This is a genomic window from Photobacterium galatheae, assembly GCF_000695255.1.
Classification (GTDB): domain Bacteria; phylum Pseudomonadota; class Gammaproteobacteria; order Enterobacterales; family Vibrionaceae; genus Photobacterium; species Photobacterium galatheae.
Genome location: NZ_JMIB01000005.1, coordinates 59,410 through 82,017, shown reverse-complemented (window position 1 = coordinate 82,017; position 22,608 = coordinate 59,410). Strand labels below are relative to the sequence as shown.

The 22,608-nt window shown below is 51.3% G+C and carries 26 protein-coding genes; 2 read left to right on the top strand and 24 right to left on the bottom strand.

The annotated features are described in order from the left end of the window. Nucleotides 1-100: 100 nt before the first annotated feature. Nucleotides 101-1,162: a hypothetical protein gene (locus tag EA58_RS03720; protein ID WP_036749056.1), complete on the top strand. Its 1,062-nt coding sequence runs from the start codon at nt 101-103 to the stop codon at nt 1,160-1,162. Then, nucleotides 1,162-1,929 (top strand): protein phosphatase 2C domain-containing protein, encoded by a 768-nt coding sequence (locus tag EA58_RS03715; protein WP_036749053.1) that lies wholly within the window; start codon nt 1,162-1,164, stop codon nt 1,927-1,929. Before EA58_RS03720 ends, EA58_RS03715 begins: the two co-directional genes overlap by 1 nt. Before the next feature lie 475 nt (nt 1,930-2,404). Here the strand turns inward: EA58_RS03715 and EA58_RS03710 are convergent, their stop codons facing one another. From EA58_RS03710 to EA58_RS03595, 24 genes are all read right to left on the bottom strand, one after another. Continuing rightward, on the bottom strand, nt 2,405-3,409 hold the full coding sequence (locus EA58_RS03710; protein ID WP_036749045.1) for a contractile injection system protein, VgrG/Pvc8 family: 1,005 nt from the start codon (nt 3,407-3,409) through the stop codon (nt 2,405-2,407). Beyond that, nucleotides 3,400-3,606 (bottom strand): tail protein X, encoded by a 207-nt coding sequence (locus tag EA58_RS03705; RefSeq protein ID WP_036749044.1) that lies wholly within the window; start codon nt 3,604-3,606, stop codon nt 3,400-3,402. Before EA58_RS03705 ends, EA58_RS03710 begins: the two co-directional genes overlap by 10 nt. Further along, the gene (locus tag EA58_RS03700) at nt 3,581-3,982 is read right to left on the bottom strand and encodes a phage tail protein (protein ID WP_036749041.1); all 402 of its coding nucleotides are present in this window, start codon (nt 3,980-3,982) and stop codon (nt 3,581-3,583) included. Before EA58_RS03700 ends, EA58_RS03705 begins: the two co-directional genes overlap by 26 nt. Then, complete coding sequence (locus tag EA58_RS03695) at nt 3,982-6,084, bottom strand: phage tail tape measure protein (protein ID WP_200872151.1); 2,103 nt, start codon at nt 6,082-6,084, stop codon at nt 3,982-3,984. The genes EA58_RS03700 and EA58_RS03695 overlap by 1 nt, the downstream gene beginning before the upstream one ends. 103 nt (nt 6,085-6,187) lie before the next feature. Beyond that, nucleotides 6,188-6,457 carry a phage tail assembly protein gene (locus tag EA58_RS03690; RefSeq protein WP_235199552.1) on the bottom strand — a complete coding sequence of 90 codons (270 nt, stop codon included), beginning with the start codon at nt 6,455-6,457 and terminating at the stop codon, nt 6,188-6,190. A gap of 93 nt (nt 6,458-6,550) precedes the next feature. Beyond that, on the bottom strand, nt 6,551-7,066 hold the full coding sequence (locus EA58_RS03685) for a phage major tail tube protein (RefSeq protein ID WP_036749032.1): 516 nt from the start codon (nt 7,064-7,066) through the stop codon (nt 6,551-6,553). After that, nucleotides 7,066-8,532, bottom strand: a complete 1,467-nt coding sequence (locus EA58_RS03680) for a phage tail sheath C-terminal domain-containing protein (protein ID WP_036749028.1) — start codon at nt 8,530-8,532, stop codon at nt 7,066-7,068. The genes EA58_RS03685 and EA58_RS03680 overlap by 1 nt, the downstream gene beginning before the upstream one ends. Before the next feature lie 88 nt (nt 8,533-8,620). Continuing rightward, a complete protein-coding gene (locus EA58_RS03675; RefSeq protein WP_036749026.1) occupies nt 8,621-9,202 on the bottom strand; it encodes a tail fiber assembly protein in 582 nt (193 codons plus the stop codon). Next, nucleotides 9,199-10,992, bottom strand: a complete 1,794-nt coding sequence (locus EA58_RS20810; protein ID WP_051641883.1) for a phage tail protein — start codon at nt 10,990-10,992, stop codon at nt 9,199-9,201. The genes EA58_RS03675 and EA58_RS20810 overlap by 4 nt, the downstream gene beginning before the upstream one ends. Beyond that, nucleotides 10,989-11,597: a phage tail protein I gene (locus tag EA58_RS03665; protein ID WP_036749024.1), complete on the bottom strand. Its 609-nt coding sequence runs from the start codon at nt 11,595-11,597 to the stop codon at nt 10,989-10,991. Before EA58_RS03665 ends, EA58_RS20810 begins: the two co-directional genes overlap by 4 nt. Further along, a complete protein-coding gene (locus EA58_RS03660; protein ID WP_036749021.1) occupies nt 11,590-12,477 on the bottom strand; it encodes a baseplate assembly protein in 888 nt (295 codons plus the stop codon). Before EA58_RS03660 ends, EA58_RS03665 begins: the two co-directional genes overlap by 8 nt. Next, a complete protein-coding gene (locus EA58_RS03655; protein ID WP_036749018.1) occupies nt 12,474-12,812 on the bottom strand; it encodes a GPW/gp25 family protein in 339 nt (112 codons plus the stop codon). Before EA58_RS03655 ends, EA58_RS03660 begins: the two co-directional genes overlap by 4 nt. A 5-nt stretch (nt 12,813-12,817) precedes the next feature. Continuing rightward, nucleotides 12,818-13,108 carry a PAAR domain-containing protein gene (locus tag EA58_RS03650; RefSeq protein ID WP_036749015.1) on the bottom strand — a complete coding sequence of 97 codons (291 nt, stop codon included), beginning with the start codon at nt 13,106-13,108 and terminating at the stop codon, nt 12,818-12,820. Continuing rightward, nucleotides 13,096-13,578 carry a hypothetical protein gene (locus EA58_RS03645; protein WP_036749013.1) on the bottom strand — a complete coding sequence of 161 codons (483 nt, stop codon included), beginning with the start codon at nt 13,576-13,578 and terminating at the stop codon, nt 13,096-13,098. The genes EA58_RS03650 and EA58_RS03645 overlap by 13 nt, the downstream gene beginning before the upstream one ends. Beyond that, complete coding sequence (locus EA58_RS03640; protein ID WP_036749012.1) at nt 13,578-14,246, bottom strand: phage baseplate assembly protein V; 669 nt, start codon at nt 14,244-14,246, stop codon at nt 13,578-13,580. Before EA58_RS03640 ends, EA58_RS03645 begins: the two co-directional genes overlap by 1 nt. Further along, nucleotides 14,239-14,769, bottom strand: a complete 531-nt coding sequence (locus EA58_RS03635) for a hypothetical protein (protein ID WP_036749010.1) — start codon at nt 14,767-14,769, stop codon at nt 14,239-14,241. The genes EA58_RS03640 and EA58_RS03635 overlap by 8 nt, the downstream gene beginning before the upstream one ends. Next, complete coding sequence (locus tag EA58_RS03630; protein WP_036749009.1) at nt 14,762-15,379, bottom strand: phage tail protein; 618 nt, start codon at nt 15,377-15,379, stop codon at nt 14,762-14,764. Before EA58_RS03630 ends, EA58_RS03635 begins: the two co-directional genes overlap by 8 nt. Beyond that, nucleotides 15,342-15,695 carry a head-tail joining protein gene (locus EA58_RS03625; RefSeq protein ID WP_081819542.1) on the bottom strand — a complete coding sequence of 118 codons (354 nt, stop codon included), beginning with the start codon at nt 15,693-15,695 and terminating at the stop codon, nt 15,342-15,344. The genes EA58_RS03630 and EA58_RS03625 overlap by 38 nt, the downstream gene beginning before the upstream one ends. After that, a complete protein-coding gene (locus tag EA58_RS03620; RefSeq protein WP_036749007.1) occupies nt 15,692-16,018 on the bottom strand; it encodes a DUF2190 family protein in 327 nt (108 codons plus the stop codon). Before EA58_RS03620 ends, EA58_RS03625 begins: the two co-directional genes overlap by 4 nt. A gap of 55 nt (nt 16,019-16,073) precedes the next feature. Beyond that, nucleotides 16,074-18,122 carry a ClpP-like prohead protease/major capsid protein fusion protein gene (locus tag EA58_RS03615; protein WP_235199549.1) on the bottom strand — a complete coding sequence of 683 codons (2,049 nt, stop codon included), beginning with the start codon at nt 18,120-18,122 and terminating at the stop codon, nt 16,074-16,076. Beyond that, the gene (locus EA58_RS03610; RefSeq protein WP_051641881.1) at nt 18,046-19,572 is read right to left on the bottom strand and encodes a phage portal protein; all 1,527 of its coding nucleotides are present in this window, start codon (nt 19,570-19,572) and stop codon (nt 18,046-18,048) included. Before EA58_RS03610 ends, EA58_RS03615 begins: the two co-directional genes overlap by 77 nt. Next, on the bottom strand, nt 19,569-19,784 hold the full coding sequence (locus EA58_RS03605) for a hypothetical protein (protein ID WP_152547928.1): 216 nt from the start codon (nt 19,782-19,784) through the stop codon (nt 19,569-19,571). Before EA58_RS03605 ends, EA58_RS03610 begins: the two co-directional genes overlap by 4 nt. Beyond that, complete coding sequence (locus EA58_RS03600; protein ID WP_036749001.1) at nt 19,775-21,904, bottom strand: phage terminase large subunit family protein; 2,130 nt, start codon at nt 21,902-21,904, stop codon at nt 19,775-19,777. Before EA58_RS03600 ends, EA58_RS03605 begins: the two co-directional genes overlap by 10 nt. Further along, the gene (locus tag EA58_RS03595) at nt 21,904-22,410 is read right to left on the bottom strand and encodes a DUF1441 family protein (RefSeq protein WP_051641880.1); all 507 of its coding nucleotides are present in this window, start codon (nt 22,408-22,410) and stop codon (nt 21,904-21,906) included. The genes EA58_RS03600 and EA58_RS03595 overlap by 1 nt, the downstream gene beginning before the upstream one ends. Nucleotides 22,411-22,608 lie beyond the last annotated feature (198 nt).

The window sequence follows — 22,608 nt, the reverse complement described above, 5'->3', positions numbered from 1 at the left end:
TCAAACCCAATGCACAAGATTAGTTAGATGTTATTGTAATTGAATCAGTAGGAGGCTAATTTTTAAGTTAATAATTGATTTCACGACAAGGTTCAGGTTAATGGATAACGTACATCTTGATCTCACAAAATTTTTCAACTCTAATGATTTGAACAAAAGTGAACAGATAGCCTCGTTAGCTAAAAAAATTGCTTTGGGCGCGAATGATGATACACCAGCATTCAATGCTAGTTCTCTCTTAGACGTAGTAAAAGATCCAAAAGCTAATGAAAACTCTAAATTTTGTGCGTGGTACACGATATTCGTACATATGCGACGAAATAAATCCTCGACTACAAATCTCATGAAGTTTGTAGAAAATTTTAGGCATATGTTCAATCACCACCCTCTATTTATGATAGCTTTATCGACGGTATATATGTTAAACCATTGGTTTGACAATGCATTGAGTCAAGTTGAAAAAGCCTTGTGTTTGGATAGCACTAACTTAGGATTTAATGCTACTTATGTAGATATCGTACTCTCATGGGCTAATAGTAACAACGAACATAAACAAATTGGGATTAGCACATGGACTAAAACCAAGGGTATCATTCAGTTTTTAATAGATGAGAACCCCAAGTATGCCAAGTATCACTACTTCTATTCTCAGTATCTGTTGTACGAAAGAGACTTGGAAGAAGCAGAAAGACAAATTCTTCTTGCCATAAACTTTGAGGATGAAGAAAGTAATGACTATCTTCTTCGCATTTCAGACTATCAGGCTCACCATCTAAAATTACGCACCGTGCAACTGGAAACATCAATGTCTAGTGAAATGGAAGCGATATCGCATGCCCATATGGAATTAATAAAAGATCAAAAGGCTTTTGAAGATCAGATAAACTCCATGCGTGAAGAGATGAAAGATAGCCAACGACACAACCTTCAATTTATTACGGTGTTTATCGCAGTTATATCTATATTGCTTGCATCAATTAAAGCGACAAGCATTGCTAATACTAAGGATCTTATTGACTTCATGCTAATACTTTCGATGACCTTGCTTCTATTTTTTAGCGTTTTATTTGGACTCATCGGTACCAAATCACATAGGTTACAGGTATTTTATACCTTACTAGGCATAGCAGTTTCTTTTATTACGATTAATTGGATAGTTTGATGAAAGTAGAAGATTTTCAATGTGATAACGTCCAAAACGGTACAATGCTAGATAGGGTTGGTATAGGAACTAACTGCATGTGGGTAATTGATGGCGCATCAGAAGTGGTGAAAAGTGATGAGGACTCTAAAGCAACTTGGTTGATAGATACTTTAAATTCAGAGCTTCAACATCATTCTCCTGGTGGAATTAAGCAAACCCTCAGTGATAGGATGAATTATATTCTTTCTAAGTATTCTTTGGCTCAAGAGCTGAGTTCGCGCCCAAAAGAAAATCAACCTTGTTTCACTTTGGCTATGTTAAAAAAATATGGGGAAAAGTTGGAAGTGGGAGTCATTGCAGATGCCTCGGTGATCTTACTGATGTCAGACGGTGAGATAAAGGTGATTACAGATAAACGAATAAATCCCTTTAGTGATAGAACTCTTTCGTTCAGAGATAAAACTAAACAAAAAGAGCAAATGATTGAAAATCGACGATTTATGAATCAACAAGGCGGGTATTGGGTAGGAACATCGGGACTCGATTGGGTACCAGAAACAAAAGTCAGTGTCTTTTCAGTTCAAGATGTCGAAAAAGTTCTATTATGCTCAGATGGATTTACTAGAGTGTTTCAAAATGGTTTGGTTTCGTATCGGTCAGTTCTCAGTGGTAGTGTTGATATTGGAGAAGCTTTAGAGCTATTAAGAGAAAGAGAAAAAATTCACCCTCTAAAAGAAGTGAAGCAGCATGATGATGCTAGTGCTATTTTGATTTCTGTAAAATAAGTCGGCTTACCGATTCACTACAAAAGTATTGATCTGTCCTTACTCCTCTCCTATCTAGATTCTTACTCTAAATGCAGTGGCGTAGTGAATTTGACCGCACAGTTAAAATTATTGATATAAGGAAAAGTAAGTCCAATTACGGAAATTGAAATCAAGTTCAATTCCGCACTGGCACACAATGGGGCAAAACCTTGCTAATCACCTAACCATCCACATCCAATAAATCGAAATATAGAATTCCTACTAACCAATTCATCTTTCAATCAAGTAAACGTTAATCAAGTCACGTTACGCACAACGATTTTGAGGTTCATCAACAAAAACGGTCGCTCTGGTCACCTGTTGGTGATGACCATAGCAGCCGAAAAATTTTTCTATCGCGGGAGTTGGCCTCGTTTGCAGGGCTATTGCCTTCAGAAGAACCTATGTTGTTGGCATATCGCCACTTGGATTAAATGCCTCTCAAACAATCACCTTATTCGCTAGCTCCATGATCACCCGAAAGCCTCAACTGCAGCCCACTTTCACTGAGTGACCATTCCACCATTTTATTTCGCCAGGTTCCGTCTTCCACATCGCCAAACCCCTTCAAAGTCAAATGACCTTCCGCAACCAGATTCATCAGTGAACTGCGCGCTGGCATTGTAATATCCAGCACATCACTCCCCGAACGCACTTGCTTTGCTCTGGCCATGACTGCTGCTTTGGCTTCTTCATAATTGGAGTATTTGAAAACGATCTTGAACTCTGGGTCACCTGTCCCGGTAGAAACCTCTTTCGTGTCCCCGGATTCAACATCATGGTAAGTCGCAACCACCCGGCGAACATCATTACGACTGCTGAACCGGCATTGCCAGGTTGTAACCTCGTGAAGCTCAATCGTGATATCAGTAATTTTCTTTCCAGATGCAGATTTCCCTTCTCCTTCTTTCAGAAACAACCAGAAACCATTTGCAGGCTTACTGACTGCGCCATAACGCTTGGCCAGCCGGGTGACCAGGTTCATGTCACTTTCAGCTACCTGGTCAATATGAGTAATTTGGATGCTTTCCAAAGTAACACTGACTTTCGGGATCAAGCCGTGCTCTCCAGCAACGGTTTTTATAACATCACCCAGCCTGACATCATCCCAGCTACGGGTTTTCTGAGTCTGCAATGAGCCAGGTTGCTTTCGGTTATCCATCGGGGCGGCATTCGCCACAATCTGAACCCGCCGGGGCGGGCCGCTGATTGTAACTTCATCCACCACAAACCGACCTTTATCGACCAGCTCACCATTGAACCCCAGCCCCAATCGGAGTACTGCCCCTTTTGTCGGGGTCGGCGCCGAACTGGGCCAGCTGAGGTCTAACGCCAACCGATCTGATTCATTGCCTGCATTATCGGTCAGAGTCAGACTGATCAGATTCCGCTGAATCAAAGTCGTAATATCATTCCCGTCCGCAGACAGAGAAAAGTCCGGACGAAAATCTAATCCCATAAACTTACCGCCTCTTCACTGACCGGCACAGCCAGGTCAGGCAAAATGATTTCAATCCCGCTGGGTAACAGCGGGCCAAAATCAGCAAGGCCGGGATTTGAGGTCAGCACGGCTTCAACCGCACTCTCCCGACCATAATGACGCCAGCAAATATCATCCAGCATGTCCCCGTCACGGGTTCTGTAAGTTGTTGCCATAAAACGCCAGCTCCACTGTAAACGACTGAGCGCGGGGCAAGCCACCGCTCACGAACTTGGTATTTGACTCGCTGAGATCAATCATGACCCAGTAGCCCAGAATATCCCCCAGACCACTCACCAGCAGATGAGGCTTCTGCTCATCCCCCAACCTGGCCAGCTTGTCTATCTGCCGGGTTCCGACCTCCCTGAACAGCGTCGCAATCTGGCCGTTCAGGGAGATTTTATTGGCCGCTTTCCCGGTGAACTGCAGCAGGTCTGACTGACCAATCCGGGACTGAGACTGCCAGCGCCACTGCCAGGTTCTGACCAGCTCGTTATACGCTGCAGCATCGATGTTGAACTTAAAGCCGCCATAAGACATCATCACAGCCATTATCCTGCCTCCGGTAAATCATACAGCGCGCTGTTCTGGTATCCGCCCAGTTGGGCATGAACTGCCCTGCCAATGTCTTCCGGACTCTGTCCCGGCGCCGCATAGACCTTGATTTCATCCACGCTCTGGTGAACCGTGGCCCCTTTACTCGCCGGATAAGAGTTATTGACTGCCGCCATTGCCCTGCTGGGTGCCATTTCAGCCTGCACCTGGTGATAGGACTTCACTTTCATTTCCGGGGTATCACTGTCCCAGAACTTGATTGAATCCATCCAGCCGCTGACCGTATCCCAAACGCCACTGATTCTGGCGATGCCTGCATCAAAAATACCCGTGACCCCGCCCCACAGCTCCGTAAAGAAACGGGTCAACGGTTCCCAGTTGTTGATAACCAATCCGAGCGGTGACCAGTCAAACGCAGTTTTAATCGCATTTGAAACTGCAGGGAACTCAGTTTGAAACCAACTCAGCTTTTCACTGAACCACGCAGTGACGGCATCCCAGTTTTTATAAAGCTCAATTCCGACAAAAATCAGGGCTGATACGGCTGCAACCGTGGCCCCAATCGGGTTCGCTGCCATCACCACGTTCAGACCGGCCATGCCAACCTTCATTGCACCCAGCGCTTTAACCGCTGTGAATACGGTTTGCCCCAAACCAACCAGCCCCAGCACCAGCTTCCCGGCCAGTAAGGATGCAACGGCCAGCCCGACGGTTTCCCATCCCCCAAAAATCTGGACAACACGATTCACCGCTGAACCCACATTCCAGATGGCCACTGCAAAGTCTTTTGCGCCATACACCAGGCTTTTCAGTGTGCTGGCAACCGCTTCTTTGTTTTCCCGGACATACTGGCCCACGGTGACACTCAGAGTTTGAATATCACCGGCCATCTCCCCGCCGACAATCCCCGCAATCTCCTGCCACGCACTGGTGATCACTGTTTTCAGGGTTTTGAAACTGTTCCCGTAGGCAACTGCGCCTTTCGCGCCCTCATCGGTCAGCAGGTTAAACTGACGCTGCTCCTTCAGCAGATCATTCAGGCTTTTGCCTGAGTTGCGGATATAAGTGATGACTTTATTGCCCTCACCACCAAACAGCATGTCCGCCAGTGATGCGGCCTGCTGCTTGTCCGCCACGCCTTCCAGTCGCTTCATGATGAATTCAAACTGATCCGCTGCCGCCAGCCCGTCCAGCATGGATTGCTCAATCCCCAGCGCACCAAACACATCCGAGACCGATGATTGCTCACCCAGCGCCTTGAACTCACCGAACTTATTGCTCAGTTCTTCAATCAGATCCCCAACGTGCTCACCTTCCAGACCGGCTTTGTTCGCCACACCACTCCAGGCATTGAATCGCTCGATGCTCATGTCGTAGGCCGTGGCCATACCCACCATAGTGGCCGTATTCTCATTGGTAACGGTCATCAAGCCGGTCATGGCCGTTGTTGTGGCCCAAATACTCCCTACGGCCGCAACACCTGCTGTAGCAATGCCAGTGAATTTATCCTGAATATCGGCGGCTTTACTGAACCCATCAGCCTCATTTGCAGCCTTACGAATATCAACACCAAGACGTTCATAACTATTTTCGAGTTCATTGATATCTTGAATGTTTTCTCGGAGAAATTTAGATTTCTTCTCAAGCTGCTCCTGAGCTTTTTGATTTTTCTTAATTTCACCGGTTAACTTATCTCGAACGGATACCTGATCATTAATTGATGCCTCTAGCTGGGCGTATCGGGCATTAATTTCAGCCAAAGCTTTACTTTCACCATCCGTCTGAGATTCCCGAGCAGCGTCGAGTTTCTTTAACTCACGTCGCTGACGAATGATCTCTCTGTTGACGCCTCGACGACTTTCTTCTAGCTCAGATATCGCCTGTATCGCATCCTGTTGGCTCTTCTCAACCAGGGACAGCTCATTGGCTGCTTTCTTGCTCCGATTAATAGTTTTTGTAAGCTGGGACTGCTCTCTTTCCAGCTCTTTGACCGTCTTTGTAGCCCGCCCCATGGATTCATTGAACGCGCTGCCAATCTTGCCAAAGGAGTTGTCTACCGTGCCGCCCAGCGTAACAACGGTTTTCAGGTTCTGATTCATTTCGCATCCTTCTTAGGCAGCAGTTCCAGAAACTGAATAAACGTGATGTAAGGTAGCTCCAGAAGCTCACTGATCTGCCAGCCGGTATGGCTGGCCAGAACAATCATGCCGCGCTGGATGTCTCGCTCTCCGAGTTCTTCGGCGGATTCTTCTTGCGAAACCCCAAAAAAACCTGTTTCACTGCTTCATAATCATCCATATCCAGCTCTTGAATGACTGACGGGTCAACTTCACACAGCAATGCAAAGAGGTGGATTTCTTTATCTGAATCATGCTTGTTTTGTTTATCTGCAATCATCTGATCTTTCACCCGGGGGCGGCGCATCTGCAGCCCAGTGATTTCCGTGGCGCCGATTTTCACCGGATATTCCAAAGTAATTTCAGTTTTTGTTGATGGGTAAGCCATGAGTTTTTATTCCTGTAAAAAAGGCCGCAAAAGCGGCCTGTTTAATTCAAAGTGAGTAAATTACGACAGACGCAGAATGGCCCGAATACCTTCCAGCACATCGATGTCGCCAATCTTCCGGACGTGGTTGATCGGGTCGATTTCAATCAGCACCAGACCGGAACGAGAAACCTTGTAGTAATTGAGCTTCATGGTCACCTTCATGGCCTTCTCACGCTGACTGCCGCCATCCTGAGTATCCCGCTCAATCTTGGTGATCATGCCGCCCAGCTCTTCAACCAGCTCATAGCTGTTGCCTGACAGGTCGCTGTAGGTCGAGCGAACGGAGACAACCGTCCGGGCGCCCTGACGCAGGCCAAACAGCGGCAAGACGGTCACATCCACTCCGAACAGCGAAAATGACGCCTCCATCGGTGCCATACCATCATCAACCGGAATAGCCATATCCATGTCTCCGGCCTGAAAATCCGTGGTTAAAACTTCCAGTACCGGCGGTGTGTACTCCTTGGCATTCCCGGCCTTGCCGACACCATCCACCCAAATGGACCAGCGGCTCAATAAGTTATCAGCAGCCATTAGCTAAATACCTCTTCCAGATAGTTGTCATTCAATCGGCTTCGGAACACCACGTGCTCAGCCGGATACGGCGGGCAGAAATCAAAGTCAAAATAGACGATGCCTTTCTTAATCGTTTCTGGGGAGTTCAGGTCCGGATCGGCCCAGCACTCACCACCCAGAATGGCCCCCAGAGATTTCAGCTCACGCAGGTACGCGTTCACTCCGCCAACTACATCATCCACATAGGACTGAGTGATGTTTCGGTCCACGGCCCACATATGAGAGCGCTGCACACTGTCATTGATGATGTCAGCCGTCCGGCGGGTCTGCTCGAACTGCCATTTGGGATCCACGCTGCAGGTACGGTTCCCCCAGTGGCGAAAACCACCCTCGCGGATAATCGTGCTGACCTTGTTTTCATTGAGCATGTTGGCGGTGGTGTTCGGATCGCCCAGCGACCAGTCCACAGGCTGGGATGTGCCCACAATGCCGTAAATAGGATGATTCGACTTCGACCACCAGAAGCCCTTCTCCGCATCAATCCGGGCACGCAGACCGGCCTGACGGGCTGAGGATGGACGGTCAACTTCCTGGGCCTGCTCCGTGTCAAAGACCCGGACCCACGGCCACATCACTTCAACCCGCTCGCCGAACCGGCGCGCCCGTTTCATCGCATCGGTGTAACTGGCCGTCCGTTCACAGTCCACATAAGTAATGGCCCGCAGACGGGTGGCTTTCGCTTCCATTTCTGCAGCCACCGCATCCACCTGGCTGAACTCCGGCGCAACCAAAATCCGGGGCATGTACCCGGTTTCCGTCTGACTATCCAGCCAACCCTGCATCCCTTCGATGATGTTGGCCTGGGTTTGGGCATCCGTGGCTCCTTTGTCCACCCTGACCACAATGACCAGTGCGCCGGTCTGATCAAAAATGTCATCAACTGCTGCAGGCAAGGTGCCGCCCTCACCCAACCCTTTGGCGCGCTTTCGGCTTCCGGCCACTGCAACCGGAATATTTAGAGGAAACGACTCATTTTCACCGCCCATCAGGTAAGTGCGGGCGGCCGGAGCCACCTCGCCGGAGCCATCACCCAAAAATGACGCTGAGACCAACGCACTGGCAGCCGGTGATGCCTGAACAGCAGATCTAACTTCCTCCGCTGTAGACGAAAGAGCGCTGTCTGCACCGGTTTCCAGACTGATGCGGATTTTGTTGCCATCGACAGAGACCGACAGGGTTTTACTGGTAGCAGCCGGATCAACCAGTTCCACACTGATTGCATTGCCCGCCTTGCCTGCCTGAGAAGCCGTGAACACCAGACCGTCATTAAGAACAGCGCTGCCGAGCGTCAGGCTTGCCGCTATGGCGGCGGCTGAGTTCGGGGCCGTACCAATCAGGCCAATCACCGCCGATTTCACGGTCTGAATGGGACGTGTTCCATCATCAATCTCGATGACTTCAACACCGTGGAGAAATTGCGTCATAACCGATTCCTATTCGTCGGATAATAAAAAACCCCGCCGGTGCGGGGTTTAATTTCAGATGTAAAAAAGCCCGCATACTTGCGGGCTGTTAGGATTGAGGCGCTGCGGGTGGTTCCGGCCAGGGGTGATCCAGTTTAATTTTCTCGTACCACTCCAGCGCCTGCAGCTTTGTTGCATCGGCTACAGTCACTTCACCCAACTCACGCAACATCAAAGACTCACTCAACAGCGGGTCTGAAATTTGAGCATACTTCCGTCGCCGGATGTCATTCACCGCTTTCACATCCGCTTCGAACCGGGCCTGTTCGTCAGTCTGCCAGCCAGTTTCAGTCCAGTAGTCAAACTGGGTCTCGGGTTGCTCCGTGGTGTAATCGTCCGGAACGGACGATACATCATCAAATTGCTTCGGCCTGCCGGATGACATCTGCCACGCCGTGACCTGAACCGGCTCCGTCCGTATCTCCCAGCCCCCATGCTGCCAGCAACGGGGGATATTCCCGGACTCATCCCGGTACGAGAAAAATTCACCGGGTTGCAGCCCATTTTCAGGGGGAGCTGTCGGGGTGTGATAGCCAGGGATCAGAAACTCACCGGGATTCATCTCATCCGGATGAGCCGTGGCTTGCTCGATGTACCGCCCATTAGTAATGGAATATCCATAAATGATCACACTGCCACCTCTCCGTGGAAAATATAAACATAGGTGTTAATTGTGTCGGGGCGGGTTTCATTCGCCCAGTTACCAACTATCTGACCGGTATCATTGCCCGATATATATCCAACATCGTCCGTCACCGCGATATGACCATTAATTGGCCAGGGGTTTAACGAATCATATTTGTTCCAAATACGCGTTCCGTCCGGCATCAAGTCGGGGATCCCATACACTTCAAAGTTGTATTCTGATGCACCCGTGCCAGTTGGCAGGTTGTGGTAGTGATACTCAACGGCATGACCTTCAGTCTGACCAAACGCCACCCCATTTTTTGCACCCCGCCGGAAGTGACCCAAATGATAATCCGGAGTCGTGAAGGTGGTCGTCCCGTTCCCCGTGCCATAATGCGCCGCATAGGTTTTCGGGTCTGCATCAATGACAGCCTGAGCGGTCAGGTTCGACGCGTTCTGAACCACGGCCCACAGCTTCGGATAGGCACTGCGGGACAGCTCAATCCGTTGGGCTTTAACATAGCCAGAGCGCGGCTGGTTTGTTGAAAACTCTACAACCGAGCCAACCAGCACATCCAGAGGCAACTTGCTGTCAGCCTTATGATTGACGGAATTCAGCCCGAGGGTGGTTTCCTGATCCAACGCGTCAATATCTGCCGCCGTCTGCTGCGCCAGTCCATCAATGCTGGCAGTTGTCTGTTGGCTCAATGTATTAATTGACGTCGACAATCCAGATAACTGGCTGGACAAGTCCGGGATTTTTTCAATCAGTGGGGGGAATGATTCCGAGTAATACTGTTTCCCACTTGCATCTTTCACATTCGAAGACGCTAACGACACAATCGTTTCTTTCACTTCCGGATTCGTTGGCGGCGCTGTCACGGGTTCGCTGGAATCATAGGTAATTACCTTGAATTGATATTCCGGCGTATAGCCTGCCGTAAATACCCCACGCTGGCCAACAAAGGTGACATCGGCGTCCTGTGCGTTTCCAGACAGACTATCATCATACAATGCCAGCCATTGCTCCCCCTCATATTCCAATACACAAAAACGCAGGGGCCAGTCTTCCCGATACTTCAACATCGTGAAATTTGTTGAGTGGTATGAGCTTTTGATCGACAGCTCAATATCCATCAGACGCTCGGAATATTGCTCTGCCCCTCGGGCAAATGTCATCCGGCCACTGACAAAAGACTTGCCCAACTTGTTGCCACTTTCCGCATACGGAACTAACAGAATGGCCATACGCTGAAAGTGGAAAGAAAATCGAAACTTTTCTTTGCCAGCATACTGTGGGAACGGGTCAACCGCTGTCACCAGGCTGTTATGCAAATCATCCACATATTTCCGGGTGGCCAGAACCACGGACGGGTCAATTTTCAGCTCCACAGAAGCGGTTGAACTCACCTGCAGCACCACACGGATGGTCTGCGTCCGGCCCGATCCTTCACTCAACACCGGTTTGTAGGTTTCCGGGAAATTACCAACCGCTATCAAATCCCCGTCCACGTCATAGATGCCGACTTCGCGGATCGTCCAGCCCCCGACATTTTCCGGAATGACCTGCTCACAAATGATCCAGTTCGGGTTCTGATCGTCCACATCAATCAGGTTCAGTGGCTCCCGGCGCAATTCACGCACCAGCACCGTCTGATTCTGGTTTGGCGTCGGCAGCTGGCCATTACCGTCACCGATTGCCAGTTTTGCAAATTTCACGGTCTGGCCCAGCGCCGTGGCATTCGCCAGTTTGGCCTCTCCGACCTTGGTTAAAATAGTAAAAAACGTACTCATCTTGGATACACGCTCACGCTGTCGATGGTGTGCTCGCGTCCTGCGTGATAGTACACGCCGGAAACGCTGACAGTTCCTGGTTCATATGGATAAACGGTGGTCATATCACCGCAATAGGTGGCTGCGCCGAAATACAGGCTTCCCCGAGTTTCTGCATAAATGGCCAGCCCGGTTAAATGACTTCGGAGTGGCTTGGCATCGTAAATCAGGTTAACCATCTGGCTGTACATCTCATCAGTGATGCCTTTATCCAGTACGCCCACGATCAACTCGAATGTATGGGGCGGGCCTTGGGGGGACTTCTCCCACCACTCAATGACATCAATCAGAAAGCCCAGCGGCTCCACGACACGACGCACCGCCGCAATGGTGCCTTTGTGCTTGTGAACGAAAAACGCCGCATCAATTGCGGCGCGTTTCTCTTGCTCACTCCAGTTGGCATCCCATCGGTCTACAGAAAAACTCTGAGCCAGATAGGGCAAAAATGCCACCGGACATTGCCACGGATCCCATAAATCCCGGACAGTTACCGGAAGCTCCGGCGTAATTGCGTTCGCAATGGCGACTTCTGCCCGGGTCGCATTGGGGGGTAGAATGTTATTCATCTTCTCCCCCGTAATTCACCGTAATATTGATGCAATACCCGGCCTGCTCTTTTGAAATTACAATGTCTGCCGCCGGCTGATGCAGCACGACATTTTGCACACCGGCTGCATGCAGGGCGGCATCAATGGCGCTGCGGCGAATATTGCGGCCCAGCCGGAACTGTTCAGTGGTATAGGCGGCAATCCGCTCCTGCGCTGCGGCCAGCACCGGTTCTGATTCCGGTCCGGATGCCAGATACAGGGTGGCATCAATCTCATAACTCACGATGTCCGCTGACTGCACCGTCACTTCATCCGTGAGCGGTCGGATATCTTCCGCGCTGAGAGCTGACGTTACAGCGTCCAGAATACCCTGCTCAGCACTGCCGTTCCCTTCCCGGGAGAGGACAGTGATCAACACGCTGCCGGGTGTTTTCGAAATGGCCGTCGCATCCGATACCAACGGATGCGCCGACAATGCATGAAATCGGTACGCATTGGCCGGACCTGCAACTGACATCCCCTCAAGGGCTAGTTGGATCCGGCGCCGGTAATCATCATCTGGCTCCATCACTGCAGGCGTCGGCGGGACCGTTGAATCATCTGCTGGACTGATTTCCTGCCGATAGACGTTATACCGGGCGCCAATGTTATCCAGGTCATTTCCCTGCGCATAAGCCAGTAGGACAGCCAGCGCAGCCTCATTGACCCGCTGCCTGTCCAGCATCCGAAAATATGCCGCCACTTCCAGCACTTTATAAACCGGATCGGACTCCGTCATGGCCGTAAAGGTCGGATCATTCTCAATCAGCTTATCCCGCATCTGAGCAAAAATAGCCTCAAAGCTCAGCGGCTCCAGCAAGTCCGGAGGCGGGAGCTGCGTTAAATCCTGCATACTCATCGTATTTCAATTCCCTCCAGAGTAATGGGTTGACCATTGGGCAGGTATTCACCATCAATCGACAACTCGATACGGCCCGGGGCGGCTGACTGAACGATCACCCGCTTCACCAGAATGCGAGGCTCCCACAACCTCAGCGCTTCCGCTGTGGCTGCAATGATATCTGCGATGGTTTCCGGGTTGGTTGGATTGTCAATCAGGTCAAAAAGTCGGCTGCCATAAGCCCGGCGCATCACCCGGCTGCCCATGGGGGTGGTCAGGAGATCCCGCACCGACTGTTTAAGATGTTCCACCCCACTCAAAGTCCGACCTGTGTTTGCATCCATACCACGCATGACAGTTACCCTCCTGCAAATACGTTTGATGAACCCGCCGCTACCACTGATCCACAATCCACAGCATCACCGACACGCCCTAAAGGCTTTCCATTAACGAAAACAGTGGATGAACCACCGGACAGTTCACCTGCATGACAAGACAGAGAAGGATCGCAATGCACTCCCCAGGCATCACCTTGGCGGTGAACAGGAACGCCATTACAAAACACATTACCACTGCCTGCGGTACTTGTTCTTGGAGGGAACGCGCCGTGGCCTGTTCCTCCGTCACCTTGTCTGGTTACAGCTGGCATCTCATGTACTCCAATAATTTCTGCTTACCAGAGCTGTAATCGTGCAAAATGACCATTGTCCAGCTATTGGTGTACTTAGCTTCCACGCTCTGACTGGTGAAAGGATCTGTTGCTTTCACCATGACCGTCACCGTGATGGTGTAATCTAATTGACTAACGCTGCTTGGTTTAAACTCCACCAAGTCTTTACAGGGCGGAATTTCTGACCAGTCGGAAGCTCTCAACACCTGATCACCATCCCGATAATCAAGGAAATTCGGCTTAAACAACCCTGATAAACTTGCAGCCTGAAGTCGAACACCACCCCCATCAACAGAGATGGTAAAAGGGTTTGGGTCTGCTGGTGAAATCGACCAGGTATAGCTCAGAACCGTTTCGCCTTCTTCAACCTGATGGTATATCAGGTAATCAAGGTTTACCGCTGTGTCAGGCAGTTGAAACAGCCCCGGTTCAATAGGATTCCAACTCATCAGTTCAGATCCACCCGAGAGCCAGTGACTTTCACATTACCGACTGCCTTAATTTCGACATTCCCTGACGAATCCAGCATCAAATTAGCGCCAGTTTTAATGGTGAGATCTTGTAAGGCTTCCACACTCAATGTGGCATCAGTTTTCACCGTCGTTGCTTTGGCCACTGTCACGTCTGCTGTGCCATCAATCTGAGCTGTAACATTTCCTTCTGTATGAAAATCAGCATTACCTTCGATATGACCCGTGACATTGCCCTTAGCATAAAATCTCATATCACCATGAACATCAACGGTCAGGGTGTGCTCTTTGCGGTTATATGTCAGTGTGGTGCCGTCTTCATAACGGCTGACATGCTCATCCGGCGAGGTGCTGGGCACCGGGCTTTGCGCATCTGGTATTGACGGCATGACGACACCGGCTGACAGGTCACCACTTTCAGACAGGATGATGACCTGCTCCCCGATATCCAGCGGTTCCCATTGGGTTTTAGAACTCGATGCCCGCCCACCCATCCAAGGCAGCCAGCCAGTCACCGCTTGCCTGTCGTACTCGACCCGCACCCGAGGCGGTGACATCGTGAAATCCACACTGTGTACCCGCCCCCGCTTGATCATATTGGCCAACCGCCGCTGCAGATCTCTGACGATGTACGCCATATCACTCATCGCCCACCACCTGCTCATATTTATCAGTATTGGCCGGGCCGATATCCGGTGAATATCCCACATGCACGGTGTGCGGTGTCAGGCCCTCCGGCTGATAGACATCCTGACCGATTTCAACATCCTGGTTAAAGCGGATCGACCAGACCGCATACTCATCCAGCTCCGGATTAAATCCATCCGGTTCAGCGGACACAAAAACCGCCGGATCGACAGGCAACCCGAACCGGCTTTGCTCGATGGCCAGACCTATGGCCATAGCCGCATTTCGGACTTCCAGCTGATACTGCGCATCAGCCATCCCGAGAACGGCGAGGATTTCACAGTTGAGTGTCACGGCCAGCTGGCCGTTCATGGGCTGGTTGTCAGAACGCTCCCAGTCCATCACACCAAAAAACACACAGGGCGTTTTCAGCGCCGTCTGGGTTTCCGGATAGTGCTCTATGGTCTTCAGCCATGACAGATTTTCGCTCAGCCACGTCTTCACCGCCTGGTGATAATCATTGAGATGAATCCCATCACTCACGCCAGTTCCTCCTGTTCCGCCCCATTGCCACCCGGCCTTTCAGATCCGTTTCAAAATGCCGCAGGAAGATATCCGGCAGCTGGTCAAAAATTTCATCTTCAATCGTGGTGTGAAGCGAATCAGAAACAGGCACCCGGGCTTCCTGAATTGGATACCGGCTTTCTCCCTTCCGGGTAAAAATAGAGCGCCGGTTGTACCGGTTGGCAATAAAGCCCTGCTCATAGTGCTGGGCCTGCATTTTGCCTTTGGGCGTAAAAACGGCCCCCAGGGGATTTCGCCTTGTTCCTTTCCGTTTGATCCGTCCTCTGAGATAACCCACGGGCATCTCATTGAGGCCGAACCACAAACGCAATTCGTCCAACTTTTTCTGTTTGCTGGGGCTTCTCAGCCGAAATTGCTGGAACCTCTTTCTGATGGCCTTGAGGCTTTTCACCTGCAGGTCATCTCTGATTTTTTTGTTCGCAAGTGAGCGCACCGTCCGTGCCGTGCGACTCAATGCCCGGTTATATGCGGCCTTGACCTGACTTTCAGTGGCACCGACTATCTGCTGAATCGCTGCCAGCTCATCCAGGTCAATATTGAATAGAAGTTGTTGGGGATTGTTGTTCATCATGACGCCCTAAAATCAGCTTTGTCATACCCGTTCCATCGGGTTCCGGTGGCTTGGTCACAATCCATGTCAGGCCCGCAACGGTGAGAGTGTCACGTTGCGATATTCCGTCGGCATCCGTTTGCAACACATACAATTCAGGCTCACTGTCAGCGACATAACCCCCACCAGCAATCTGGCTCAAACTTGCAGGGTTGTTAAAAATCCCTTCAATTTCTCTGACACTCTCGTTGAGGTGGATTGAGACCTGAGTGCCGAACCGTTTTAAAAAGCGGGCATTGGCCCGCTCCAGTTTTGACGCCCAACGCCCCATCATTTGCTCCCGAAATTGATACCAACCCAGACAAAGCTTTGTCCTGCTGGCGCTTCAAGCCATGCCTTCCCCGCATAGACGCCAGTGTTATCATCACTGATTGCACCGTCTTTCAGGTATACGGATGCACCTCGCAGGATCTCAACGGCAGAAGCCTTACCCAATTCATAGACACCGACGGTATGGCCCACCCCGATATCACCCGCAACCACATCCGTATGTGCTACGGCAACCATGTCACCCACCGCAACTGGGCTTCCCGCTGCAGTATCCACCGTTGCCGTAAATTCAATGGAGTGGCCCATTTCTACAAAATTCTTCGCCATGTATTTCTCTCTCAAAATCCGGACATAAAAAAACCGGGATTACCCGGTCGGTGTGTTAGCTTTTTGCCACGCCTTTGGCTTTGACCATGCCTCGATAATCCCGAGGGGCCACACCGGCATCGATACGTACTTTGGTGACCACACCATCGACATTAAATCCCTGCTGTTGCTCGATAAACGGGGTTTCCACGCCATTCAAATAAGCCACTTCAATCGTGTCACGGCCCCGGGCCGCGGTCAGATACCAATCCAGGGTTGCAGCATCATCCAAACGTGGCTCCGCAATCACTTCCGCGAAGTTTTGCAGCGGGTTGACCACACCGGCATTCACGTCTGCCCCTTTCACACTGGCAGACTTGATCACCTGATTGGCAGTTGTCTCCAGTGCTGTGGGTACCAGAACATAACCCGGACGAATATTAAGGTGACGCTCACCACTTTTCTGACTGCGCATCATCTGGCGGCCTTGATCCAATCCGGCAATGTCCATCGCGGTGGCTTTACTGATGTAGTTCTTGTGCTCTGCATCAAACAACTGCTTCCCATCATTCATTTGATAGCCATCCAGCAAAATGCCGTAGACAAGATCGCCAACGGTCGCCTTCGCAGCTTCCCCCATCAACATAGGCAGCTCAGTCAGTGCCTGGAGGTCATCATTGATAATGGTCTGGCGATCAATGCTGAACATCTCCCCATAGGTCGCCAGAGCAATTTTCTCACCACGCTCTCCTACCGTAGCGAACTTGTACTCAGCCCCAGGGCGCACTTTGCGAAGATTCGGGAACGCCTCCAGCCCTACCCGATGGGCAATCTTGAAATCCGTCAGCGTGCCTTTCATCGTCCAGCGCTCGAACGTTTCCTCTGCACTTTCCCAACCCTGAAGCAGTGATTTGTGTGCGACATCCAAAAGGATCTGGCCAAAGTCACTGGTGCCATGGGTGAAGGCCATACCGACCATTTGCATCGGGTTATAGCTGGCCACCCCAATACCGCGCTCAGTCAAAGACATTCTGGCCAGCTCCCGAAGGGTCATGTGCGTATACGGGTTGTCACGGGCATCAGACGGCGCTGTACCATCGGCTTGATGGCCTGCGCGCATCATCAGTGCCGCCCGCATCGCATCCCCCACTGCATTGCCGTTTCCGGCAAAAATATGAGGGGAAGCACTGACTGTGTTTGTCGGCTCTGTGCCCTTCCCTAACGCTTCCAGCAGCTTGTCTTTGACCTGCTCTTCGGACAACGAGACGTCAGCCAGACAGTCATTCATCAGTTCCATGTGCTTGTTCCCGAAACTGGCAAACAGGTTTCGGATACTCGTGTTCCGCGCCTGAATATTGGCAAGGAAGTCGTGACTGTTATTTTCTGGTGCAGGCGTCTGCGTTGGCTCAGGCTGACTCACAGGAACTTGCGGTGCCTGGCTACGTGGATTCATCAGGTTTTTCAGGGTGTCAGGCATTTTTTCAAAATCCTTCATACGATTAGAGTTAAAACATGCTGCGGCATGTAAGGGAGAAACCAGGGAATCGGCAAAACCAGAATCCACCGCCTCAGCGCCGCTGAGCCAGGTTTCTTCATGGAGCAGAGCTGCAATCTCTTCAGAGGTTTTGCCCGTTTTCTTGGTGTAGGCAGAAATGAGTGTGCTTTCAACTTTGTCCAGCAGTTCAGCGTAACGGCGCATGTCATTGGCATCCCCGCCCTGAATGCCCCAGGGTTTATGAATCATTAACATCGCGTTTTCAGGGATCTGCACTTCATCCCCCACCATGGCGATCACTGATGCCATGGATGCCGCCAGACCATCTATCTTGACGGTGATTTGTGCCGGGTGTTGGTCCAGCAGGTTATAAATTGCCATGCCTTCAAACACGTCACCGCCTGGTGAATGAATATGGAGCGAGATGTTTCGGATATCGCCCAAGGCTTTCAGATCATTGGCAAATTGCCTTGCGGTGATCCCCCAGCCTCCAATTTCATCGTAAATCCAGATGTCTGCGGCTTGGTTCCCACTGGCCTTGATTTCAAACCAACTATTCATCACTGGCTGTGCTGTCGCCGCGCTGGCCATTGCCCTCGGCACCATCAGCGCCGGTCGCTTTTTTCTCACGGGGCTCTCCTGTTGTGGTATCAAATTTCAAACCTTGTTTTTCGAAGTAGTCACGCTCGGCTTTGATTTGCCGGAACACTTCATGTGGGTTCTTGCCACCGGCACGTATCCACTGTGCATGGCTGGCACCGCCACCCATCACGCGTTCCTTCCAGGCATCAACCTCTTTGACCGGATCGATCCAGGGCATCACCGGCCCGAGGTAAACCGCATCGAACAACGTGCTGCGGTCCACTTCGTCTGGAATATCCAGACCGTTCAGCAGCTCCATTTGCAGCCACTGCCGATAAACAGGACGGGCCCAATGCGCAATAAACCACTGCTGCAGGACGGTCACCCCATCCCAGCTCTCCACCAGCTCCTGCCGCTGAGAAGAAAAAGTACCGTTATAGTCTCGGGCAACGCTGGAATAACCAGAGCGAGTGCCGGCGGCGACCATACGAATCTGGCCATTACGAAACTCTGATAAATGAACATTCGGGCGGTTTGATTCGACCATGCCCAAATCTTCCCCGGGCTTGAGGTCATCGAAAATCATGCCGGGGGCAATGTCGATTTTCCGAGGGGTCTGAGCAGTGGATGAATCACTATCAAACAGGGCACCATCCCCTTTTTTGATGTAGAACCCCAATGCTGCAGCTATCCGAGCAGCGACCCTTTCAGCTTCCTCATAGTCTTTGATGTCAGAAAGACGGGTGATCACCCCATGAAGAATGGAAACGCCCCGCACCTGGTGAAGCCGACGCCGGAAGGCAAGATGTAACATCCGGTCCGCTGGCACGGCTTTGGTCTTAAAGCGGATCCCTGTAGCATTCCCTGGATGGTCGTATAGCTTCAGGTACTCAATGGGCTGGCCCCAGCCATTGAGCCGGATACCATGGCGAATGCCTTGACTCACTTCACTGAGGTTGTAAGGCACAAAGTCTGGCTCTAATGCTTCAATTGAAAAAGCTGTGCCGTTAGGATTCGGATGAACCAAACCTGCAGCCTTTCCCACTACCAGCTGGCCAAAGCATTCCCCATCCCGTAAAGCAGTCCGCAGTACTAATCGCTCAAGTTCCGGTCGCGCAAAGACGCCCGTCACTTCGGGACGTAAAGACCAGGCAGCCCATCGGCGCCTGAGGGCATCCGCCAGTTCATTATTAACGGTTCCATCGGTGTTCAAAGGTTGAGGCTCAACCATAATGCCATCCGCCCCAATCACCCGATCTTCCAGCTTATCGAGCAGCCCGATCACCAAGTCATGGTTTTCATCCAACCAGCGGGACTGCTCTCTGAGACTTTGACCGGCCATCCCCAACGCATTATCAGCGCTGCGGCTTTCCCGTTTCGCTTTATGTAGCCTTGACGGTGTCGCCGCCTCATACGCCATGATTTGCGCCCGGGCTTTCACCCGGCTGGCTGCCCAGCTCGGAAAAAGGGGCGCCAGGGCTTTATCAATCAGATTCATGTAAACCTCGCCAGCGCGTATTGCGGTCGCTTACCCCGTTGAAAAACAGCCAGCTTGGTTTCCCACTCCTGGCGGGCTTTTCGGATATCACTCAGGTTCTCAAGGGTCAGCGTTCTGCCTTCAAAGGTTGTTGATTTTCCGTCTAAAACGTCCAGCTCCGCCTGAATACAGGCTTCAATCATCTTTTCACAAAGCGCTCGGTTTATAGCCATCCGCCACTGCCTCCGGGACTTCCGCCATCGAGCCAGTTTGATGCAGTAACCACTGGCTCCTGAGGTGCCTGTGGTTTGCGTAACACCGGTGTCTCGTCGGGGAAATTATCTTCAATAAATTCAGGAATATTTTCTGCTGAGAACACATGGGGATTAACTGCCCACTCTGTGGCCCAGGGCTTGGGCTCATCCCAGTTCATTTTGTCATAGCCGTTCAGAATCGTGATTGCATCGCAGTAACACAGCAGGTCAAACGCTTCGTTTGCTCCCTTGCCGGGTTTGCGCCATTTGCCATCGGCACCACGTTCTTCATAGGTGAGTTCATCGAAAAACCATTCCCCCAACCAGCGGGGAAAATGCACATACCCGGGGCCAGGAGTGGTCCTTCGTAATGCATTCGTAATTCGGTCTTTTAATTGATCGGTTTGAAGTAAGTAGAGCGGAACATCACCCCTTGCCTGCGCATGACGATCGCCCCGGCCCGTGTTGTCCGGGTAAGATTTCGTGATCACTTTCTGGCGCCGGGTAGAGTCCCCTTTGAACAGATAAACTTTGCGGTGGATCCGGTTCCTGCGGCACCACCGCCAAAAGGCGTACGCGTTATCGGAAACGCCATCTTCGCCCCCGTGGTCAACGGCCATGGCCATGACTTGCATTTCCCGGCCACTGCCATCATCGAGCTGATATGTTTTGAACAGAACCTCTTCTGCCAGCAACTTCCAGTCTTCCGGATAACCACCGGGATCAACCGGTTCGGCAACCCCGTCCTCATCACAGCGCTTGCTGTGTCGGATATTCCAACGGTCAATGACCCAACGTTCCCCGTTTTCGCCGTAGCCAATGAACTGGCAGACAAAACGCCTGTTCTTGCCCCCCTGAACATCCACTGCTGCAACGATGAATCGAACACCTTCAGGCACCGTTTTCTTTTCCCACTTTTCAGCCCGAGCCATCAGCTCTTCACTCTGGCGTTGCTCTAAGGCTGCTTTCGGTAAGTAAGGTCTTCCCCAGTCGGTATTGACGACCGTTCGCAGGGTTTCTTCACTGCCGGTCCGGTCATATTCCTGTTCAGCGGTCAGCAGCTTATAAACCAACTGCTGCCAGCTCTGGTAACCCGCTGCGGGACCTTCCATCCAAAAGGATGCGATACGGGAGCGCCTGCCCTGTCCTTCAACAGATTGGGTTGCCTTGTTCCAGGTCTGGCCATCACGCAACCATATCCCTTTCCCATTCAACTCCCGCTTTTGATCCGGCTCTATCAGGCCCTGACAATGAGGACACTGAACCCTCGCCGATTCACTGGCCAGCACCGGATCTTCAATGCCTTGATAGCCGGTCATATTGTCCAGCTCCGGGCGGAAAGCATCCTGACAGTGCGGACAAAGCCAGTACCATTTGCGCCGATCCCCCCGGTTGTACAAGGAAAGAATGCCGGTGCAAGGCGGGGCTTCATGTTCAGATGCCTGTCGCCATTTCAGATCTTTGACATCCTTACCAGGCGAGGACTCAGCCAGCGTCATACCAGAGGACATAAAAGTGGTGGTCCGCTTGGAGCCCAGAGAGAACCCGTCCCCTTCGCCATCAATGCTGTCTTCCCAGCGGTCATAGTCCGTGATGGCCACAAACCGGTAATCAGACGAAGACATGATGTTGACTGATGGCCATCCAATCTTCAGATAGTTTCCAGCCCGGAACACCTTGTCATGAACGTTGTTATCGTTTGAGCGAGGGCTCAGACGCTTGGCCACTTCAGGGGAAACACGAAACATCCGCTCCAGTCGCTTCCGGGAATATTCCCGCGCTTTTTCTTCCGTCAGCTGAACCACCAACATGTCGGAAGGGTCACAAACCACGTTGTAAGCCACCCAACCATCCACCAGTCCGATCGTTTTCCCGGTTCGGGCCGGTCCGACAAAAATGACTGCATCGTATTCGCGGCTGGTGAGGCAGTTCATTGGCTCAATCACATAGGGCGTGGTTTGCGGGTCCCATTGCACTGAGTTCCCCCCGCCAATCGGCACTCGCATATACTTTGCGACTGCATCAGCAACGGGCATCCGGTTCGGCGCTTTGAATAAATGAGAGACATCACGACGAATGTCAGCGGCACTGGCAAGCATTAAGCGGCATCCTCTTCGTCTTCAATTGCACCCGCTCGGAGCGCCATCTGATCACGTAAGTCATCAATGGAACCCTGCACTTTTGAAACTTGTGACGGTGTCAGACCGCAGTCCCGTTCCAGGACATCCGGCAGGGTATCGAGCACCTGAATCACAGCCTTTGCCATTAAAGAAAATTCACGTGCAACATCGCTGGAATCCAGAAGGTTCCCGAGTTCCCGCTCCAGCTTGACGCGCTCGTTTTCGGACTGGAACCAGGCTTTCCGTGTTTCGGGGGCCATCTCATCCGGATCATTGATCCCCGTCGCTTTTGCTGAATCTGCAGCAAAAATCGCAGGCATTGCATCTTTCAGGGCATAAACGAAATTGCCCTTTTCTTTCCGGGATGGATGGACATGATTCTCGCGAAGCCGTTTGGCAACCGTGTTCCGGCTCATGCCAAGGGATTCCGCGATTTTCGAAATAGACCACTCAAAGGCGCCAGAAATCTGAGTTATCTCACTCACAAGTCATCACCTTGAGGTTGTTTTAAAAAAGGAAGTCAGAGTGCAGGTTGAGCAGGTCGGATCCCGCATAAACACTGGGATTACCCCCACCTGCTGCTGCTCTCCCTAGATGTGCAAAAAAATCAGTTTTCCCGCGAGTATGTACCCCCGTGGTGTTTAGGCTCCGGGGGAGTACCTCCCGCAACGTAAGTTATTGAA

Coding starts and splice junctions, on each gene's coding strand:
- EA58_RS03705 (WP_036749044.1), bottom strand. CDS start 3,606: ATGGCAACAACTTACAGAACCCGTGACGGGGACATGCTGGATGATATT.
- EA58_RS20810 (WP_051641883.1), bottom strand. CDS start 10,992: ATGAGTACGTTTTTTACTATTTTAACCAAGGTCGGAGAGGCCAAACTG.
- EA58_RS03605 (WP_152547928.1), bottom strand. CDS start 19,784: ATGGCTATAAACCGAGCGCTTTGTGAAAAGATGATTGAAGCCTGTATT.
- EA58_RS03715 (WP_036749053.1), top strand. CDS start 1,162: ATGAAAGTAGAAGATTTTCAATGTGATAACGTCCAAAACGGTACAATG.
- EA58_RS03710 (WP_036749045.1), bottom strand. CDS start 3,409: ATGGGATTAGATTTTCGTCCGGACTTTTCTCTGTCTGCGGACGGGAAT.
- EA58_RS03600 (WP_036749001.1), bottom strand. CDS start 21,904: ATGCTTGCCAGTGCCGCTGACATTCGTCGTGATGTCTCTCATTTATTC.
- EA58_RS03685 (WP_036749032.1), bottom strand. CDS start 7,066: ATGGCTGCTGATAACTTATTGAGCCGCTGGTCCATTTGGGTGGATGGT.
- EA58_RS03630 (WP_036749009.1), bottom strand. CDS start 15,379: ATGAACAACAATCCCCAACAACTTCTATTCAATATTGACCTGGATGAG.
- EA58_RS03680 (WP_036749028.1), bottom strand. CDS start 8,532: ATGACGCAATTTCTCCACGGTGTTGAAGTCATCGAGATTGATGATGGA.
- EA58_RS03720 (WP_036749056.1), top strand. CDS start 101: ATGGATAACGTACATCTTGATCTCACAAAATTTTTCAACTCTAATGAT.
- EA58_RS03660 (WP_036749021.1), bottom strand. CDS start 12,477: ATGAGTATGCAGGATTTAACGCAGCTCCCGCCTCCGGACTTGCTGGAG.
- EA58_RS03700 (WP_036749041.1), bottom strand. CDS start 3,982: ATGGCTGTGATGATGTCTTATGGCGGCTTTAAGTTCAACATCGATGCT.
- EA58_RS03640 (WP_036749012.1), bottom strand. CDS start 14,246: ATGAGTGATATGGCGTACATCGTCAGAGATCTGCAGCGGCGGTTGGCC.
- EA58_RS03625 (WP_081819542.1), bottom strand. CDS start 15,695: ATGATGGGGCGTTGGGCGTCAAAACTGGAGCGGGCCAATGCCCGCTTT.
- EA58_RS03655 (WP_036749018.1), bottom strand. CDS start 12,812: ATGCGTGGTATGGATGCAAACACAGGTCGGACTTTGAGTGGGGTGGAA.
- EA58_RS03695 (WP_200872151.1), bottom strand. CDS start 6,084: ATGAATCAGAACCTGAAAACCGTTGTTACGCTGGGCGGCACGGTAGAC.
- EA58_RS03665 (WP_036749024.1), bottom strand. CDS start 11,597: ATGAATAACATTCTACCCCCCAATGCGACCCGGGCAGAAGTCGCCATT.
- EA58_RS03620 (WP_036749007.1), bottom strand. CDS start 16,018: ATGGCGAAGAATTTTGTAGAAATGGGCCACTCCATTGAATTTACGGCA.
- EA58_RS03610 (WP_051641881.1), bottom strand. CDS start 19,572: ATGAATCTGATTGATAAAGCCCTGGCGCCCCTTTTTCCGAGCTGGGCA.
- EA58_RS03650 (WP_036749015.1), bottom strand. CDS start 13,108: ATGCCAGCTGTAACCAGACAAGGTGACGGAGGAACAGGCCACGGCGCG.
- EA58_RS03645 (WP_036749013.1), bottom strand. CDS start 13,578: ATGAGTTGGAATCCTATTGAACCGGGGCTGTTTCAACTGCCTGACACA.